The organism is Bacterioplanoides pacificum (genome assembly GCF_042648445.1).
Lineage (GTDB): Bacteria > Pseudomonadota > Gammaproteobacteria > Pseudomonadales > Oceanobacteraceae > Bacterioplanoides > Bacterioplanoides pacificum.
Genome location: NZ_JBHRYB010000013.1, coordinates 299,017 through 317,086 on the forward strand (window position 1 = coordinate 299,017; position 18,070 = coordinate 317,086).

An 18,070-nucleotide genomic window follows, 5' to 3' on the forward strand; every position below is an offset into this window, starting at 1 on the left:
CACACCTTAACGCATCGGTATTGTAAAAATGGTTGCTACGCCCGGGCCTTAGTATAGACAGAATGTCCAAACTGCTGCCTGACGATCATTAATAACGCCGGCAAGTTCATTAAAATGCCGTAAAACAACGCCACCAATGCTAAATCTGGCCGCTGCAGCAGGGTAACCGCCACCAGCATAGCGGTACCGGCATTCTGAATACCGGCTTCAATCATCAGTGTTTTGATCGTTACCACATCATTGCTGAATAGCCGGCTGATCAACGCAGCCGCCATCATCACCAGTACGCATAAACCTAAACACGCCAGGGTTACCAGTGACCCCAGCTGAGGGAGTTGTTCGCTGTTAACCCAGGCCAGCGCCACGATCAGTACCACAAAAACAGCAAAGCTGATGCGGTTCAGCAGGCCGGTATAACGCTGGCTCCAGCCGGGCAGAAAATGTCGCAGCGCCATTCCCAGCAACAGGGGCACCACGGTCACAAGTAACAGTGGCACCAGAGCCGTAGCAAAACTCAGCTGAATCTCCAGCGGCCCCAGTCCGAGTGCAGACAACATGAGATTAACCGCCAGCGGTAACGTCAGCGGCGATAACAAACTGACCACAGTGGTCAGCGTCACCGACAGTGCTGCATCACCACCACTGAGGTGGCTGATAATATTGGACGTTGCACCGCCGGGACAGGCGGCCAGAATCACCAGACCAATCACCACTGTCTGGGGCAGAGGTAACAGCATCACCAGCAGTAAGGCCAACAAAGGCAACACCAGCCATTGCAACACCAGCCCCAGCACGATCATGCCCGGTTGTTGCAGCAGACGCCGGAAATGCAACGGCCGCACTGACATCCCCATCACCAGCATCATCATCGCCAGGGCCAGCGGCAGCACCAGCTGCGACACAACAACCTGAGGTTCCATATGAGCTTTATTCCCTGTTAATCAGACCGGTACCGCGCTGCGGTCCAGCACTTTACGCATCACAAAACTTGAATGAACACCCGACACCCCTTCGATACGGGTCAGCGTTCCCAATAAAAACTGCTGAAAACCTTCCATATCACGCACCAGCACCTTCACGACATAGTCGGCAGTCTGACCAGTGATCAGGTAACATTCAAGCACCTCGGGACAATCCCGCAGTATGCTTTCAAACTGCTCAAAACGATCCGGCGTATGGCGATCCATACTGACACTGATCAGTGCCATCAGCGTCAGCCCCAGCCGCCGGGCATCCACATGGGCGCGGTAGCCCTCAATGATGCCATTATCTTCCAGCGCTCTGACCCGCCGGGAACAGGGCGATGGTGACAACCCGACTCGTTCTGCCAACTCCTGATTACTCAGGCTGCCATCCTGCTGCAATAACTGCAGGATCCGCTTATCGGTGCGGTCCAGGGAGACCGGCGATGATGACTCAGACATATCAGCGCAACTTTATTCTGAAAAAAACAATATTATTGGAATATTCCACCTTTTAAAGGCAAAAACAATAGCAACTTTGCAAATTAATTTTCCCGCCGGCGCAATACAATACACCTATCATCTGAATTGCATACAGCAGGACAAGTACCATGTCACACACCGCATTTAATCATGAAAAATACCGTGCCTTCCCGGTGATCCAGAAACTGGATCGCCGCTGGCCGGGCAACACCATCGAGCAGGCGCCGGACTGGTGTTCAGTCGATCTGCGTGATGGCAACCAGGCACTGATTGAACCGATGACGGTGGAGCAGAAACAACGCATGTGGGGCCTGCTGGTACGCATGGGCTTTAAAGAGATCGAAGTCGGCTTCCCGGCCGCATCGCAGCCGGATTACGACTTTGTCCGCTGGTTAATCGAAGCCAATCAGATTCCGGAAGACGTGACCATTCAGGTATTGGTACAGGCCCGTGACGAGTTAATTGAACGCACCTATGAAGCGGTTGCCGGCGCTCGCCGGGTGGTGATTCACGTTTATAACTCCACCTCCCCGGTACAACGTAATAAGGTTTTTGCACTGGATAAACAGGGCATTATTGATATCGCCCGCCGCGGTGCCGCCAAGGTACAGAGTGAAGCCCGTAAGTACCCGCGCACCGAATGGGTGTTCCAGTATTCACCGGAAAGCTTTTCATCCACCGAGGTCGAGTTTGCAGTGGATGTCTGTAATGCCGTGATTGACCAGTGGCAACCCAGCCGGGAGAAAAAGGCCATCATCAACTTACCGGCCACGGTTGAATCAGCCATGCCGAATGTGTTCGCCGACCAGGTGGAATATTTCTGCGATCAGGTCAATCAGCGTGACGCGCTGATCATCAGTATCCATACCCATAACGACCGTGGCTGTGCCGTCGCTGCCGCCGAACTGGCGATTCTTGCCGGTGCTGACCGTATCGAAGGCACCTTACTGGGTAATGGTGAACGTACCGGTAACATGGATATCGTCACCATGGCGATGAACCTCTACAGCCAGGGAATCGATCCCCAGCTGGATATCAGTATCGCCGACGACATCATTGCCACGGTTGAGGCCTGTACCAATATTAAAACCCACCCGCGCCATCCATGGCTCGGCGAGCTGGTGTACACCGCCTTCTCCGGCAGCCATCAGGACGCCATCCGCAAATGCCTGGCGCAACAACGGGCTGACGAACATTGGGATGTCGCTTATTTGCCGATTGACCCACAGGATATCGGCCGCAGTTATCAGTCGGTTATCCGGGTGAACAGTCAGTCGGGTAAAGGTGGCGCGGCGTATCTGCTGGAACAACAGCTTGGCATTGAATTGCCCCGCTGGTTGCAGGTTGAGCTGGCTCAGCCGATTCAGACACTGGCCGAAAAACAGCAGGGAGAAGTGGAGCCACAACAGGTATTACAGGTATTTCGCCAGCACTTTATGTCACGCGAAGGACAGTATCAGCTGGCCGGCTACCAGATCGACCGCCAGGGCAATCAGCACCATGTTCAGGCCTCGGTTTCAGACGCTGATGACCTGATGCTGATACACGGCCACGGCAGCGGTGCCATCAGTGCTTTTGTCGACGGCATGCACAAAGCAACCGGTATCGAAATTCAGATTGTTCAGTTTGACGAACACTCACTCGGCGAAGGTGCCGACGCCTCGGCGCTGGCGCTGATGCAGGTCAACATTCGTGGCCAGCGTTACACCGCCGTGGCTCAGGATTCCGATATAGTCGCCGCCGGACTCAGCGTCGTGTTGGCCTGCTTAAACACAGCGATGAAATCGGCCAGTATCGCCGCCTGAATCAGCCCCGAAAACCCGGGAATGTATCCGCCTGCATAGTAGCCCTGCGGTGCTCACTCAGCAGTGCGGATATACAATACGCTGGCCGGAATTCCCTGCCGGGAAAAATATTCCAGCCAGCCACGCTGATTTTTCTGCAACGTGTCTCCTGGTCCTTTAACCTCAATCAGACGATAACCACCGTCATCATTCAGCCATAACAGATCCGGTAACCCGTTACGGTGATGTTTTAAATCGGCCCATAAATAAGCAAACATCGCCTGCCAGTGTGCCAGTGGAATCTGACGAATAGCCTGACCGACCAGAGCCAGATTTTCCGGCTGCAGCAGGCCCCAGAAAACAAACGGGTTATTAATGCCATGCTTTTCTTCCGCTGTGCCAAGCACACAGAGTTCCAGCTGGTGTGACCCGGTAAAGCCCTGCAATTGTTGCAACAGCTGGTCATACACAGACTGCCGGCGGCAAACGAAGTCCGGTTCATACAAATCCAGCGGTGCAGCCTGGAACTCATGGAAAAAAGCACCACTGACCGGGGCATACAACAGCGGCCAGAAATACAAACCAAATACACTGAGAATTAACGCATTCTCCAGATGATAGGCACGCCCTCCACCCTCTGCCTGCAATGCACTGATTGCCGCCGCTTCCACACCCTGCTGACGCCAGACATCATCCATCGCCAGTGTCAGCGTCCGCTCATGCAACGCCGCAACAGGCTGTAACAGTGCCTGGCATTGTGCCATCAGGCTGAACTGTTGCTGCTGCTTCAGCCAGCGAATGACACGCGGTAAAAACTGTTGCAAAAACTGGTATTCAACAACGTGATAAGGCCGGGCGGCGATGCTCTGACATTCCGTCAGCAGTGCGGCAACCTCTTTGCGCTGAAATAAAATCCGGCAACAACGTTCACGCGCCGGATGCACCGGCAACTGCTGATACAGAGCCAGCGCCGCATCATCCTCTGCCAGACGCTCCAGCTGACGTGCCAGTTCACAACAGCGCCGGGCAATACGACGCTGTAATAACGCATCATCGCAGGTCGCTGCCAACTGCTGAAAACGCTCCGCCCAGTGCAGCAGCTGTTCAGCCGTTTGTTGCTTCAGCTCCGGCATGGCCGTCAGTAACTGATCATATTCCAGATACTGATCAATCTGGCAACGCCGGTTAAAACCCCGGCTATTCAGTTCAAGCGGGTATTTTTCGTAACGGTAAATCCCCAGATCACGCAACACAAAGTCGCTGAAATCCTGATGCAGATTACCAAAGTATAATAACCGTAATGTGGTGAACTCCAGCTCACCAAACACACCAATAACGCCAACCGACAACAAGGGTTGCCACCAGCTTTCGCTCTCGGCTTGTGTCAGCAGCCACCGCTCCAGTTGCTCACGACTGAGCGCATTCAGTGCACCGCGCTGCGCCTCGGGTGCAATGCCACAATACAGATCCAGCAGCTCTTTTTTACTGAACAGCTTAATCAGATTACTTTCACCAAAGTCACTGATATCAGTGAGATCAACTGAACAAAAAAACTGCGCGTTCAACAATTCCTGGCAAGCCAGGTCAAGTGAATGGATTTCCGGGTAGTTCAGTTTATCCAGCCGGAAAACATCCCCTTTGCGGCATAACAAACGAATATATAAACATTGTGCATCCTGACTCAGGGCCAGAAAGTCATCAACAAACTGAATTTCAGCGTCGTTTAACAAGTCGCGGTACAAATTATTTACCCGCTGCAATAAATGCAGAAAGTTATGCTGATAATAAAAAGTGGGTAATACCGGCGTGTTATTCATAGATATTAAATACAAAGAAAAACCCCCGCAGGAGCGGGGTGTGAAACAGAATCTACTGTAGTGCTACAGTGATATCTTTCACTTCTGCAATAAACAACCCATTAGATGATCCACCTGAGAATTCAGGGTCAAGCTCTCCCTTTTTAGTACGAGTCAGGCGTAAATTAAGCGAACATTCATCATAATCTGAAATATCGACTACCTCACCAACCTGTAACAAGTGACTACCATTGTCACCCGTTTTAACGGCTGCAACAAGATCCAGCGTTTTTGATGATCCCTGAACCGTACAATGATACTGCTGCGCAATGACTAAAGGCGCATTACCGCTATCATTTTTTTCCCAGCTTATGTTCAGGTTTCCCGAAGTCGTTAGCCCCACAGAGCTACTTGATGCGGGCTCAAGAACATTTAAGACCTCCGGTATATGGACGTTTGATTGAACTGCACTCACTTTTTCATCTCGCAGAAAAGCAAAGTTGACAGTATCGTCACTATCATCAGCTGAGATATTGAAGCTAGCAGAATACACAATCTGATTAAGTAATCGCTCTTCCTTGAGCTGATAAGTTTGACGGCCACGCTCAGCGACTACACGATCACCACCATCCAGTTGCAGATTGTTATCGCCATTTTTAAAACGCGCTTCCATCTGGTAACTGAATTCACCATTGTCGGGCCGGACAATCACACTGTATTCCGCGCGGATATCGGCTGTAGCAAAATCACTGGAAGCCTTAACCTCATCGGAGGTATTGCTGCAGGCCTGCAAACAACACACTGTTGCAAGCAGGGTGAACGAAAAATACTGACGCAGAGGTAAAAATTGGCGCATGATTGATCTCTTTTTCTGAAGGCTTGTCGCCGTTGTCACACTAACGCCACCATCTTAACCGAAACTGAACCGGACCACAGTTTGAACCAACACTCCTCCAAAGCCGATTTTCTGTTAATTATCGTTACCCTGCTGGCCGCCGTCAGCTGGATGTTCTCGAAAGAGTCTCTGGCCGACATGCCACCGCTATTATTTATGGGTAGCCGCTTTTTACTGGCCGGAATGATTCTGGCGTTTTTTGGCTGGCGCAGCCTGAAGTCACTGAGCCGCGAACAGTGGCGGGCGGCCATTAATATTGGTCTGGTATTTGGCATCGCAATGGCCTGCTGGATTATGGGGCTGTTTACCACCCGCAGCATTGGTGAAGGCGCATTTATCACCAGCCTGGCTGTTGTGCTGGTCGCACCACTGGGTTACCTGTTATTCCGCGACAGCATCGCCCGTTCAACCTGGGTGGCCTTACCAATGGCCATCGCCGGACTGGCGTTATTAGCCTTGCAGGACGGTTTTCATCCGGAGGCCAGCCAGATCTATTTCTTTTTTGCGGCGTTATTATTGTCACTGACGTTTATTCTCAACAGCCACGCCGCAGCCAAAACCCCGGCACTGGCGCTGAGTGCGATTCAGCTGGCACTGGTCGGACTGGTATCACTGACATTATCACTGGCTCTGGAAAGCTGGCCGGCACAGGTTAGCGCCAACATGCTTTGGTGGTTGTCGCTGAGCGTGATCGTGGGGACTGCGGCGCGGTTTTTGTTACAAACCTACGCTCAGGGGCTGACGTCACCGGCTCATGCTGCGGTGATTATGGTGCTGGAACCGGTATGGACTTCGGCGATTGCCGCCTGGTGGTTTGATGAACGAATGAGTGCGCAGCAGTTGCTGGGCTGCGCACTGATTTTTGCTTCACTGCTGGCCAACCGCTGGAGCAACGTCAGAAATTTCCTCCGTCGCCGCAGTTGATGAAGCATTTATGACGATAAGGCATGGTCACGTGCCGGGCGGACATCCATCACCGCAACCTGAGCAGCAGCCAGACGGGGTTTTTTCTGCCAGTTACCGGGCCGGGCATAACCCACCGCAATCATCATCGCCGGGTTATAACGTTCGCCGATGTTAAATGTTTGCTTCAGCTGAGCGCTGTCAAAACCGATCATCGGGCCACTGGCCAGGCCCATCGCCGTTGCCGCGGTCATCAGATTCATTGCCGCTAACGACGCCGAACGTAACGCTTCATCGTGCGCGGCTGTCGGGTTATCAGCATAAGCTCCCTGGGTCGCGTTGACGAAATAGTCCCGCACATTGTTATCGTAAATCCCCTGATCCACCCCTTGCTGCGCAATGTCAGGCATTCGTTCATGGCCACGCTCATCCGCCAACACAATAATCACGGCCGATGCGTCGGATACTTTTTGCTGGTTAAACGCAATGCTTTTCAGCTGCTCTTTTGCTGACTGGTCGGTCACCACCAGGTAACGGCTGTGCTGAATATTAAACGCACTGGGTGCCTGTTGCGCATAATTGATCAGGTCGGTTAACTGCTGTGACGATAACTTACGCTCAGTATCAAAAAAGTTAGCCGAGATACGCTGGTTTAAGGCATCAAAAGTATTCATTGCGTGCTCCTGTCGAGAAGCGGCTATGCTAATTCGCCTGAGACGAACAAAAAGCGCATAATTTGGCAGATTCCTTTCGATAATGGCGAATGATTATGAAAACCACGCTCGAACAATGGCGAATGTTCAAAGCCGTCGTTGACCACGGCGGTTATACCCAGGCGTCCGAGGCGATTCATAAAAGTCAGTCCACCATCAGTTATGGCGTCCACAAACTGCAGCAGCAGCTGGGGGTGCAGTTACTGGAGGTGGAAGGTCGCAAAGCCCTGCTGACCGCACATGGCAAAATCATGTTACAGCGCGGAGAACAGCTGCTGGAGCAGGCCGATAATCTGGACCGTCTGGCCGCATCGCTGGAACAGGGCGTAGAACCCAGCGTGCGTCTGGCAATCGATATGATCTACCCTCATCCGGCACTGATGCCGGTGCTGGAAGCATTTGCCGGACAATATCCGGATACCCGTATCGAGCTGGATGAATTTGTACTGGGTGGCGGGCTCGAACTGCTCAGCGAGGGTAAAGCCGATTTATTAATTTCGACCGTGGTTCCCAGTGGCACACCGCATCAGCATATCGAACGGGTACGGTTTCTGCCGGTCAGTCATCCGCAACACCCGCTGCAGCAACTCGGCCGGCCGGCCAGCTACAACGACCTCAGCCAGCAGCGCCAGGTGGTGGTAAAAGACAGTGCCCGAAAAAGCAATCGTGATGGCGGCTGGCTAGGCGCCAATCAGCGCTGGACTGTCAGCCATGCCAGTACCAGCCTGAATATCATCCGCCGTGGCCTGGCGTTTGCCTGGCTGCCGCAACACTGGATTGAAGACGATCTGCAACAGGGGTTACTGGCGGAAATCCCACTGGATCAGGACGCCAGCCGTTATATCGATCTGTATCTGGTGCTTGCCGGAGGCGACAGTGCCGGTCCGGCATGCCGCTACCTGGCCGGACTCTTTGCCGGCAGTGCACAATAACACACGGTTATTGTGGCAGATGATCTTTGATGATGTCGTACAGTTCCGGCCGTCCCTGCTGAATTTCCTCACGCGACAGACCTTCCAGTGAATGCGGGTATTTCAGCCAGGAGCTGGTTTCGTGGATGTAATAGTCCGGAACCCGCTCAGTCTGGTTACGTTCCGGCTTGTAATACGGTACAGCCACACGAATGTCGTGAGGCGTATTCAGGCGCGCACGACGACCCAGTTCATCAATGATGGCATCGATTGACCGACCGGTATCAAACACATCATCCACGATCAGCAGGCTGTCTTCGTGACGCACGTTTTTTACCAGATAGTTCAGGCCATGGACCTGTACCGTTTTCGCCTGTTGGTCGATACCGGCAGCATAAGAAGAGGTACGGATCGAGATGTTGTCGGTTTCAATACCGTGATAAGCCAGGTATTCCTGTACCGCAATGCCCATTGGCGCACCGCCACGCCATACCGCAATCATAAAGGTCGGGCGGAAATCACTTAACAACACTTTCTCCGCCAGCCGGTAGGAATCTTCCAGCAGACTTTGCCCGGTGAGGTAGAGTTTCTCGCTCATGATGACTATGACTCTCTTGTGGTGCGCCCAAAAACTATTAGCTGACCAGATGGTCAGTCGTGTATCATACTCCTCTGGTTATAAAACTGCTAATACGAATCAAGGATTTACGGTCTTTATGTCCTCTGTACAACATGCACCGGCTTCACTCCCTAAACGTTTCCTCGACGAAGAGGAGCTGATTCAGGATGCCTTCCGTCTGGGCGTTTCTATCTTCGAAAGTGGCTTCCGCCCGACCTTTATTGTTGGCCTGTGGCGCGGCGGCAGTTCGGTGGGTATTTATGTACAGGAATGCCTGCAGACGCTGGGAGTCAAAACCGACCATATTGCACTGCGAACCTCTTATCGCGGGCAAACTGCCTACCAGGATATTATGGAATCGCCGGAGGAAATCCGCGTACACGGCACTCAGTATCTGGTGGAAAATCTCAACGTCGATGATGGTTTACTGATTGTTGATGACGTTTTCAGCACCGGCCATAACATTCAGGCGGTGATTAACCGCTTACGCGGCAAGCTGAAACGCAATATGCCATCCCAGGTTAAAGTAGCCACCTTATGGCAACGGCCGGATTACAACCGTACCGATTTTAATCCGGACTTCTGCCTGCACCAGACCAACGACTGGCTGGTATTTCCCTATGAATTAAACGGCCTGACCCAGCAGGAAATCGAACAACATAAACCTTTTGTTGCGCCGATGATTCATCCACAATTTATTAACGAATGAGAGCGGCCAAAACCACCGTCCAAAAATTTAATAACCCAACAGCTGTCGGGTTATTTTTTCGTTGAAAACACCACTCAATCGACCGCATTAGGATCCTGCGCCTGGGTATCGAATGTTAGCTGCGCCACTTCAATATGACCTCCCGTACCTTGCAGCGTCACTTAAAACACGACAACACCAGCTTCCAGGAAGAGATACGACGCTTTAAAGCGGCACTGGCGACCAGCCTGCTCAGCCAGAAAGAACGTCCCATCAGCCGGGTGGCTTATCAGCTAGGCTTTCAGGACGTCAGCGCTTTTCATAAAGCCTTTAAACGCTGGACCGGACAAACGCCGGGAGAATTCCAGAAATCCCTGTTATAACGTCGCCGGGCATCCAGTGGCGGCCAGAATATTGGCATAAAAAAACCGGCACCAAGGCCGGTTTTTTTAGCGGATTGCCGGTGTTAATTAACCACCGAAGTCATCCAGCAAGATATTTTCCGGCTCAACACCTAAGCCTTCCAGCATCTTGATCACCGATTGGTTCATGATCGGTGGCCCACACATATAGAACTCACAGTCTTCCGGAGCCGGGTGGTCCTTCAGGTACTGTTCGTATAATACATTGTGAATAAAGCCGGTCAGACCATCCCAGTTATCTTCTGGTTGTGGATCAGACATCGCCACGTGCCAGTCGAAGTTCGGGAACTCAGCCGCCAGCGCATCGTATTCATCCTGATAGAACAGCTCTTTCAGGGAACGTGCACCGTACCAGAAGCTGATCTTGCGATCAGACTTCAGACGCTTCAGCTGGTCGAAGATATGTGAACGCATTGGCGCCATACCCGCACCACCACCGATAAATACCATTTCAGCATCGGTGTCTTTGGCGAAGAATTCACCGAACGGACCGTAAACGGTTACCTTGTCACCTGGCTTCAGGTTAAACACGTAAGATGACATGATGCCCGGGTTAATACCGGTTGTACCCGGTGGTGGTGTTGCAATACGGATATTGAACTTAACCACACCTTTCTCTTCCGGATAGTTCGCCATTGAATACGCACGAATGACGTTTTCTTTGTTGACGGTCTTCAGGTCGAAGAAACCAAACCGTTCCCAGTCACCACGATATTCTTCTTCGATATCGAAGTCTGAGAAATTGATTTCAAACGGCGGGCATTCCAGCTGAACGTAACCACCGGCGCGGAAATCAACGTTTTCACCTTCCGGCAGACGTAACGTCAGCTCTTTAATAAAGGTGGCCATATTCGGATTGGATTCAACAGTGGTTTCCCACTTCTTAACACCGAATACTTCTTCGTCGACTTCGACTTCCATATCCTGTTTCACCGGCACCTGACAAGACAGACGCCAGCCTTCACGGGCCTCACCTTTGGTGAAGTGAGACTCTTCCGTTGGCAGCATAGAACCACCACCGGATGTCACCTGACACTTACACTGGGCACAGGTACCGCCGCCGCCACAGGCGGAAGACAGGAAAATGTTATTCGCAGCCAGGGTTTGCAACAGCTTACCACCGGCTTCTGTTTCAACGGTGGTTTCACCATTGATCAGAATTTTAACGTTGCCGGTGCTAACCAGCTTGGCACGTGCACTTAAGATCACCGCAACTAAAGACAGTACGATGACCGTAAACATCACTACGCCGAGGATGATTTCTGGACTCATTGTAATTGCTCCTTACAGTGATACGCCGGAGAAAGACATAAAGCCCAGCGACATCAGGCCTACCGTCATAAAGGTAATGCCCAGCCCCTGCAGACCCGCAGGAACATCGCTGTACTTCAGCTTTTCACGAATGCCTGCCAGCGCCGTAATCGCCAGCGCCCAACCCACACCTGCACCAATACCGTAAACGGTCGATTCAGCGAAGTTGTAGTCACGCTCAACCATAAACAGCGACGCACCCATGATGGCGCAGTTTACGGTGATCAGCGGCAGGAACACACCCAGCGCGTTGTACAGCGCCGGTACGTATTTATCCAGTACCATCTCCAGGATCTGAACCATGGCGGCAATTACCCCGATATAGGTCAGCAGACCCAGGAAACTCAGATCAACGGAAGCGTAATCCGGCCCCATCCAGGCCCAGGCACCCTCTTTTAATACATAGGTATAAATCAGGTTGTTAACCGGTACGGTAATCGCCAGTACCACAACCACAGCCACACCCAGGCCAATCGCGGTCTGAATCTTCTTCGAGATCGCCAGGAAGGTACACATGCCGAGGAAGAACGCCAGCGCCATGTTCTCAACGAAAACGGCCTTAACAAATAAACTGATGTAATGTTCCATTAGTGACCTCCGTTCTCAGTGTTCGGCAGAATCTTAAAGTCAGCCGCTTCCACTTGCTCGGTTTTCCAGCTGCGCAGTGCCCAGATGAACAAACCAATGATGAAGAACGCACTTGGTGGCAACAGCAACAGACCATTAGACTGATACCAGCCGCCGTTCGTGATCAGAGGCAGGATTTCGAAGCCAAACAGGCTGCCTGCACCAAACAGTTCACGGATCGTGGCAACCACAATCAGTACCACGGAATACCCCAGACCATTACCGATGCCATCAAAGAAGCTCAGCACAGGGCCATTCTTCATTGCAAACGCTTCAGCACGGCCCATTACGATACAGTTGGTAATAATCAGACCAACGAACACCGACAGCTGTTTGCTGATTTCATAGGCATAGGCCTTCAGTACCTGGTCAACCACGATAACCAGCGAAGCAATAATGATCATCTGCACGATGATACGAATATTGTTTGGAATGTGGTTACGGATTAACGCAATACCAAAGTTGGAAAACGCCGTTACTGAGGTCAGTGCAATACACATAACCAGAGTAACCTGCAGACTGGTGGTTACCGCCAGTGCAGAACAAACACCCAGAATCTGAACCGCAATCGGGTTCTGGGAAAATAAAGGTTCGGTTAATACGGACTTAACAGACATTAAGCACCTCCTTTAGCAGTCGCCAGGAACTTGCCGAAGCCGTTCTCACCGACCCAGAATTGCACCAGGTTAGAAACACCTTTACTGGTCAGAGTTGCACCAGACAGGCCATCAACACTGTTTTCATCATCAGCAGCAGCTTTACCTTTAACCACCTTAATGGCCAGCTCGCCTTTGCTGTTGTACAGCTCTTTACCTTTCCACAGGGCTTTCCAGGAAGGGTTATCCACTTCACCACCCAGTCCCGGTGTTTCAGCATGAGAATAGAATCCCAGGCCAACAACCGTTTCCAGATCGCCCTCTAATGCCAGGAAGCCGTACAGCGTCGACCACAGGCCATAGCCATGTACCGGCAGCACCATTTTTTCGACCACGCCGTTATTTTCAACGGTATAAACCGCTGCAAATTTGGCCTGACGTTTAATGCTGGCAATATCTTCATCACCCGGCAATTTGCTGGAGAACGCCGGATCTTTCGACGCTTTGCGCTGGTTGTAAGCCGCCAGACCTTTCCCCTGAGGAATTAAGCCAGACGCTTTGATCTCATCCAGTTCTGCGGCAGTGGCATAACGGCCTTCGCTTAAGTTCACTACTTTTGCAGTGACTTTATCGGCGAACAGCTGTTCGATCTGATCGGCGGATGGTTTTGCACCTTCCTCAACCAAACCTGCTGCTAACAGAATGTTGTAGTTTTTATCCAGCTGCTTGTTTGCTTGCTGAATTGGCTTCAGCGATACCGCAGCACCGGCTACGATGACAGAACAAACCAGACACAACAGGATAGCGACCAGTAAGGTCTTTTGAATGCTGTCGTTATTCGCTGACACGAGCAATCCTCCGCTTGATGTTAGCCTGGACCACAAAGTGGTCGATCAGAGGGGCAAACAGGTTGGCAAACAGAATTGCCAGCATCATGCCTTCAGGGAAAGCCGGGTTAACCACACGGATCATAATCACCATAAAGCCAATCAGCGCACCGAAGAAGAATTTACCCTTGTTAGTCATTGATGCAGAAACCGGATCGGTTGCCATAAAAATCATACCGAAGGCAAAACCACCCAGCACCAGATGCCAGTACCATGGCAGCGCCATCATCGGATTGGTATCCGACCCGATGCCGTTAAACAGCAGGGTTGTGGCAACCATACCGATCATGACACCCGCCACGATACGCCAGGAAGCAATACCCATCACCAGCAACACCGCACCACCCAGCAGGATAGCCAGCGTTGATGTTTCACCCATGGAACCCTGAATCGTGCCGAAGAACGCATCCAGCCAGGTCACACCACCGGCAACCACTGAATCCACACCACCTTCAGCGGCATTGCTCAGTGCTGTTGCACCGGAGAAGCCATCAACAGCCGTCCAGACGGAGTTACCGGACATATCAGCCGGATAGGCGAAGAACAGGAAAGCACGCCCTGTCAGTGCCGGGTTAAGGAAGTTTTTACCGGTACCACCGAAAATTTCCTTACCGATCACCACACCAAAGGTAATCCCCAGCGCAACCTGCCACAACGGGATGCTTGGCGGCAGAATCAGGGCAAACAACACCGAAGTCACAAAGAAGCCTTCGTTAACCTCATGCTTACGCACAGTGGCAAATAAGACTTCCCAGAAACCACCAACAATAAATACCGTGGCATAAACCGGTAAGAAATAAGCAGCACCAAAGACCATATTGTCCCAGACACTGGCGGCGTTATGAGCACCGCCGCCCAGCAAGGCGATCAGCATCTGGCGCCAGCCTTCAATCGCGGTACCGTTACCGGCCGCAATGGCTTCATTGGCCTGCAGACCAATGTTGTACATACCAAAAAACAACGCCGGGAAGGTACAGACCCACACAGTGATCATAATACGCTTCAGGTCGATACCATCACGCACGTGAGCGGTGTTATTGGTAACGTTTGGCGGAGAGTACAAGCCGGTATCAATGGCTTCGTACAGTGGATACATCTTTTCGTATTTGCCACCCTTCTCAAAGTGAGGGGCCAGCTTGTCGAGCATAGAACGCAGCATTATCAGCCCTCCGCTTCGATACGGGTTAAGTTTTTACGCAGGATCGGACCGTATTCATACTTGCCCGGGCAGACGAAGCTACACAGTGCCAGGTCTTCCTCATCCAGTTCCAGCGCACCCAGATTAATCGCTGACTCCATGTCTTCCACGATCAGCGCACGTAACAGCTGAGTCGGCAGGATATCCAGCGGCATAACTTTTTCATAAGCACCGACCGGAACCATGGCACGCTCACTACCATTCGTGGTGGTGGTGAACGGGAACAGCTTGTTCATCAGCTTCGACAGGTAAATCGGCATCACTGAGAAACGTTCAGTACCGGCCGTTAAGTAATGGAGCATCGGACGATCACGTCCTTCAGCCAGAACACTGATCTGATTATGGAAGCGTCCCAGGAACTGATGGCCATCAGCCGCCGTACGACCGCCAAATACGGAGCCGGAAATAATCCGGTTTTCGCCGTCTTTCAGCTCTCCCGTCGTTACCTGATCCAGATTTGCGCCCAAAGGTACACGAACCAGACGTGGCTTGTTTACCTGAGGACCCGCCAGAGCAACAACCCGATCGGTATAAAGTTTACCCGTCAGGAACAGAGCACCAAACGCAATTACGTCCTGGTAACCAATACTCCAGACAGTGCGGTTCTCACTGACCGCATGCAAAGAGTGGATATGCGTACCGGCCAGACCCGCCGGATGTTTACCGCCAAACTCTTCGGTTTGTTCAACACCTGCCACAGGAATATTCGCAGCCGGCGCCTTACAAACATACAAGGTACCGTCAGTCAGTTGCTTCAGTACCTGCAGACCCGCTTTAAAGTTGTCTGCCTGTTCGTTAATAACCAGCTCAGGGTTCGCCGCCAGAGGATTGGTATCCATCGCGGTGACAAAGATGGCTTCAGGCTTACTGCCCAGCGCTGGCACCCGGGAGTACGGACGCGTGCGTAATGCCGTCCACAAACCGGATTTCACCAGATTATCCTGCACATCTGCCGCGGACAAAGACCCCAGCTGGTCGGCTGAATACGCCTTAAAGGTTTCTTCATCAGTGCCGTCGATTTCGATCACAATCGACTGGAATACCCGACGCTCACCACGGTTTACGGCTTTAACCGTACCCGCAGCCGGTGCCGTATATTGCACCCCTTCTGTTTTTTTATCGGTGAAAATCACCTGGCCTTTCTTGACTCGATCACCGACCTGAACAGCCATCGTAGGTTTCATACCTACGTAATCCGGACCTACCAGCGCAACTTCCGTTACGTTGGCCGATGCCGAAATGACTTGTTCGGGTGCTCCGGTGATTGGTAAGTCGAGACCCTTGTTGATATTGATCATACGCCTCGCCTAATCACAGTTGACCCAGAGTACTGACTTCCAAGTACACAAAAAGACGCACAACAAAGCCCTCTCTCCGAAGTTGCTGCACGCGAATAGAACCTATTGTTTAAGTTCTGCTCTATTTTGCATTTGGAAACAAATACTTGGACCCATTTCCCAGTAAAAAATCGCGCTAAGTATAATGATCAGACCATGATTAATCCACCGATGAGGGGCGCATTTGTTTGCCCCTTTTGGCGTAGAAGACCCCCGCTGCGACGAATATGTGGCTTTTGAAGTCAGGCTGATCACAAATGACTAAATTTTAGCCAAAAAAAAGCCGTTGCACAGGCAACGGCTTTGTTATTCGACTCAGCTATCAGCCACGAGCCGGATATACCGGGTAATCCACACCGCACACCTGCTGCGCAATGCGAACCACCTGACGGCTGTAACCGTATTCGTTATCGTACCAGACGTACAGATTGACACGATTACCGTTAGCAATCGTCGCCTGAGCATCAACGATACCGGCATGGCTGTTACCCACAAAGTCAGTAGAAACCACTTCCGGTGAGTTGACCCAGTCAATCTGTTTCTGCACATCAGAATGCAGCGACTGCTCACGCAGGAAGTTATTCACTTCCTCTGCTGTCACCTCTTTGTTCAGATTCAGCGACAGGATCGCCATGGATACGTTTGGCGTCGGCACACGAATGGCGTTACCGGTCAGCTTACCTTTCAGCTGAGGCAAGGCTTTTGCAACTGCGGAAGCCGCACCGGTTTCCGTGATAACCATGTTCAGCGGCGCCGAACGACCACGACGATCACCTTTGTGGTAGTTGTCGATCAGGTTCTGGTCATTGGTATAAGAGTGAACGGTCTCTACGTGACCGTTATCGATGCCATAAGCATCGTTCATTACTTTCAGAACCGGAGTGATGGCATTGGTGGTACAGGAAGCGGCGGACAGAATTTTGTCGTTCGCCTCAATCACATTGTTGTTGATGCCGTAAACCACGTTCTTCAGATCACCTTTACCCGGAGCGGTCAGCAGCACACGCGCTGTACCTTTAGCTTCCAGGTGCTGACCCAGGCCAGCTTCGTCACGCCATACGCCGGTATTATCAATCACCAGCGCATTATTGATGCCGTATTGGGTGTAATCGATTTCAGCCGGGTTATTGGCGTAGATAATCTTAATGTAGTTACCATTAGCGATCAGCGCTTCGTTTTCATGATCGACCGTCAGGGTGCCACGGAAAGTGCCATGAATGGAGTCACGACGCAGCAGCGATGCACGCTTAACCAGGTCATCACCTTTACCACGACGCACAACGATGGCGCGCAGACGCAGACCGTTACCGCCACCGGACTTTTCAATCAGGATACGCGCCAGCAGACGACCAATACGACCGAAGCCATACAGCACGACGTCACGGTTTTCACCTTCAGCCGGCGCCTGGCCAATCACGTCTTTTAACTCTTCAGCAACGAAGTCTTTGACATCGCGGCCGTTGCCTTCATTGCGGAATTTAACCGCCATTTTACCCAGATCGATATGGGCACGAGCGACATTCAGCTCGCTCAGAGCCTGCAGAATCGGGAAGGTGTCATGAACTGACAGCTCTTGTTTTTCCATATGACGAACAAAGCGGTGCGCTTTCATCAGTTCGATCACAGAACGATTAACAACAGGACGGCCATACAAAGCCGTTACTACGTTGTTTTTACGGTACAGACTACCAATCAGAGGAATCATGGCTTCAGCAATCGCTTCACGATCCATCCAGTCTTGTAAACAGGCTTCGCGCATGTCTTGGCTCACGGTTTCACCTTCCAGTAATAATGAGTGGCAAATTTGGGGCGCATAGTATGCCCCGTTTTCGCCGGACAAACAATTATTGGCCTTTAAACCATAGGTTATTTACCTGAGCCCAGACAAACGCCATAATATACGCAGATCCTGATAAAAACGGCTAAAAAGGACTTTCC

The 18,070-nt window shown here is 51.7% G+C and carries 18 protein-coding genes; 5 read left to right on the plus strand and 13 right to left on the minus strand.

The features are described from left to right. Window positions 1-35: 35 nt before the first annotated feature. Both ACFOMG_RS12625 and ACFOMG_RS12630 read right to left on the minus strand, forming a co-directional pair. A complete protein-coding gene (locus ACFOMG_RS12625; protein ID WP_376867046.1) occupies window positions 36-920 on the minus strand; it encodes a bile acid:sodium symporter family protein in 885 nt (294 codons plus the stop codon). Window positions 921-941: 21 nt separating this feature from the next. Further along, on the minus strand, window positions 942-1,424 hold the full coding sequence (locus ACFOMG_RS12630) for an Lrp/AsnC family transcriptional regulator (RefSeq protein WP_376867047.1): 483 nt from the start codon (window positions 1,422-1,424) through the stop codon (window positions 942-944). 149 nt (window positions 1,425-1,573) lie between these two features. Between ACFOMG_RS12630 and ACFOMG_RS12635 the strand changes: the two genes are divergently transcribed. Beyond that, window positions 1,574-3,250, plus strand: coding sequence for a 2-isopropylmalate synthase (locus tag ACFOMG_RS12635; RefSeq protein WP_376867048.1), 1,677 nt, complete (start codon window positions 1,574-1,576; stop codon window positions 3,248-3,250). Window positions 3,251-3,303: 53 nt separating this feature from the next. Here the strand turns inward: ACFOMG_RS12635 and ACFOMG_RS12640 are convergent, their stop codons facing one another. Then, the gene (locus tag ACFOMG_RS12640) at window positions 3,304-5,046 is read right to left on the minus strand and encodes a VRR-NUC domain-containing protein (RefSeq protein WP_376867050.1); all 1,743 of its coding nucleotides are present in this window, start codon (window positions 5,044-5,046) and stop codon (window positions 3,304-3,306) included. Window positions 5,047-5,098: 52 nt separating this feature from the next. Next, window positions 5,099-5,881 carry a hypothetical protein gene (locus tag ACFOMG_RS12645; protein WP_376867051.1) on the minus strand — a complete coding sequence of 261 codons (783 nt, stop codon included), beginning with the start codon at window positions 5,879-5,881 and terminating at the stop codon, window positions 5,099-5,101. An 81-nt stretch (window positions 5,882-5,962) separates the two neighbouring features. Here ACFOMG_RS12645 and ACFOMG_RS12650 point away from each other — a divergent pair, with 81 nt between their 5' ends. Next, a complete protein-coding gene (locus ACFOMG_RS12650; protein WP_376867052.1) occupies window positions 5,963-6,844 on the plus strand; it encodes a DMT family transporter in 882 nt (293 codons plus the stop codon). Window positions 6,845-6,852: 8 nt separating this feature from the next. Here the strand turns inward: ACFOMG_RS12650 and ACFOMG_RS12655 are convergent, their stop codons facing one another. After that, complete coding sequence (locus ACFOMG_RS12655; RefSeq protein WP_376867053.1) at window positions 6,853-7,497, minus strand: nitroreductase family protein; 645 nt, start codon at window positions 7,495-7,497, stop codon at window positions 6,853-6,855. A 95-nt stretch (window positions 7,498-7,592) separates the two neighbouring features. Here ACFOMG_RS12655 and ACFOMG_RS12660 point away from each other — a divergent pair, with 95 nt between their 5' ends. Next, window positions 7,593-8,468, plus strand: coding sequence for a LysR family transcriptional regulator (locus ACFOMG_RS12660; protein WP_376867054.1), 876 nt, complete (start codon window positions 7,593-7,595; stop codon window positions 8,466-8,468). Between the two features lie 7 nt (window positions 8,469-8,475). Here the strand turns inward: ACFOMG_RS12660 and ACFOMG_RS12665 are convergent, their stop codons facing one another. Continuing rightward, the gene (locus tag ACFOMG_RS12665) at window positions 8,476-9,045 is read right to left on the minus strand and encodes a phosphoribosyltransferase (protein ID WP_376867055.1); all 570 of its coding nucleotides are present in this window, start codon (window positions 9,043-9,045) and stop codon (window positions 8,476-8,478) included. A 118-nt stretch (window positions 9,046-9,163) separates the two neighbouring features. On the opposite strand from ACFOMG_RS12665, the gene ACFOMG_RS12670 reads away from it, so the two are divergent. Further along, window positions 9,164-9,775 carry a phosphoribosyltransferase gene (locus tag ACFOMG_RS12670; RefSeq protein ID WP_376867057.1) on the plus strand — a complete coding sequence of 204 codons (612 nt, stop codon included), beginning with the start codon at window positions 9,164-9,166 and terminating at the stop codon, window positions 9,773-9,775. A 134-nt stretch (window positions 9,776-9,909) separates the two neighbouring features. Further along, a complete protein-coding gene (locus ACFOMG_RS12675; RefSeq protein WP_376867059.1) occupies window positions 9,910-10,137 on the plus strand; it encodes a helix-turn-helix domain-containing protein in 228 nt (75 codons plus the stop codon). 87 nt (window positions 10,138-10,224) lie between these two features. Here the strand turns inward: ACFOMG_RS12675 and nqrF are convergent, their stop codons facing one another. The 7 genes from nqrF to ACFOMG_RS12710 all read right to left on the minus strand — a co-directional run bounded on the left by nqrF (window position 10,225) and on the right by ACFOMG_RS12710 (window position 17,903). Then, window positions 10,225-11,448, minus strand: a complete 1,224-nt coding sequence (gene nqrF, locus ACFOMG_RS12680) for an NADH:ubiquinone reductase (Na(+)-transporting) subunit F (protein ID WP_376867060.1) — start codon at window positions 11,446-11,448, stop codon at window positions 10,225-10,227. Window positions 11,449-11,460: 12 nt separating this feature from the next. Beyond that, window positions 11,461-12,075, minus strand: coding sequence for an NADH:ubiquinone reductase (Na(+)-transporting) subunit E (gene nqrE, locus ACFOMG_RS12685; protein ID WP_376867061.1), 615 nt, complete (start codon window positions 12,073-12,075; stop codon window positions 11,461-11,463). Further along, window positions 12,075-12,731: an NADH:ubiquinone reductase (Na(+)-transporting) subunit D gene (locus ACFOMG_RS12690; protein ID WP_376867063.1), complete on the minus strand. Its 657-nt coding sequence runs from the start codon at window positions 12,729-12,731 to the stop codon at window positions 12,075-12,077. Before ACFOMG_RS12690 ends, nqrE begins: the two co-directional genes overlap by 1 nt. Continuing rightward, window positions 12,731-13,558 carry a Na(+)-translocating NADH-quinone reductase subunit C gene (locus ACFOMG_RS12695; RefSeq protein ID WP_376867064.1) on the minus strand — a complete coding sequence of 276 codons (828 nt, stop codon included), beginning with the start codon at window positions 13,556-13,558 and terminating at the stop codon, window positions 12,731-12,733. Before ACFOMG_RS12695 ends, ACFOMG_RS12690 begins: the two co-directional genes overlap by 1 nt. After that, window positions 13,545-14,759 carry an NADH:ubiquinone reductase (Na(+)-transporting) subunit B gene (locus tag ACFOMG_RS12700; protein WP_376867494.1) on the minus strand — a complete coding sequence of 405 codons (1,215 nt, stop codon included), beginning with the start codon at window positions 14,757-14,759 and terminating at the stop codon, window positions 13,545-13,547. Before ACFOMG_RS12700 ends, ACFOMG_RS12695 begins: the two co-directional genes overlap by 14 nt. Next, window positions 14,759-16,093, minus strand: coding sequence for a Na(+)-translocating NADH-quinone reductase subunit A (locus ACFOMG_RS12705; RefSeq protein WP_376867065.1), 1,335 nt, complete (start codon window positions 16,091-16,093; stop codon window positions 14,759-14,761). Before ACFOMG_RS12705 ends, ACFOMG_RS12700 begins: the two co-directional genes overlap by 1 nt. 361 nt (window positions 16,094-16,454) lie before the next feature. Next, window positions 16,455-17,903: a glyceraldehyde-3-phosphate dehydrogenase gene (locus ACFOMG_RS12710; protein ID WP_376867067.1), complete on the minus strand. Its 1,449-nt coding sequence runs from the start codon at window positions 17,901-17,903 to the stop codon at window positions 16,455-16,457. Window positions 17,904-18,070 lie beyond the last annotated feature (167 nt).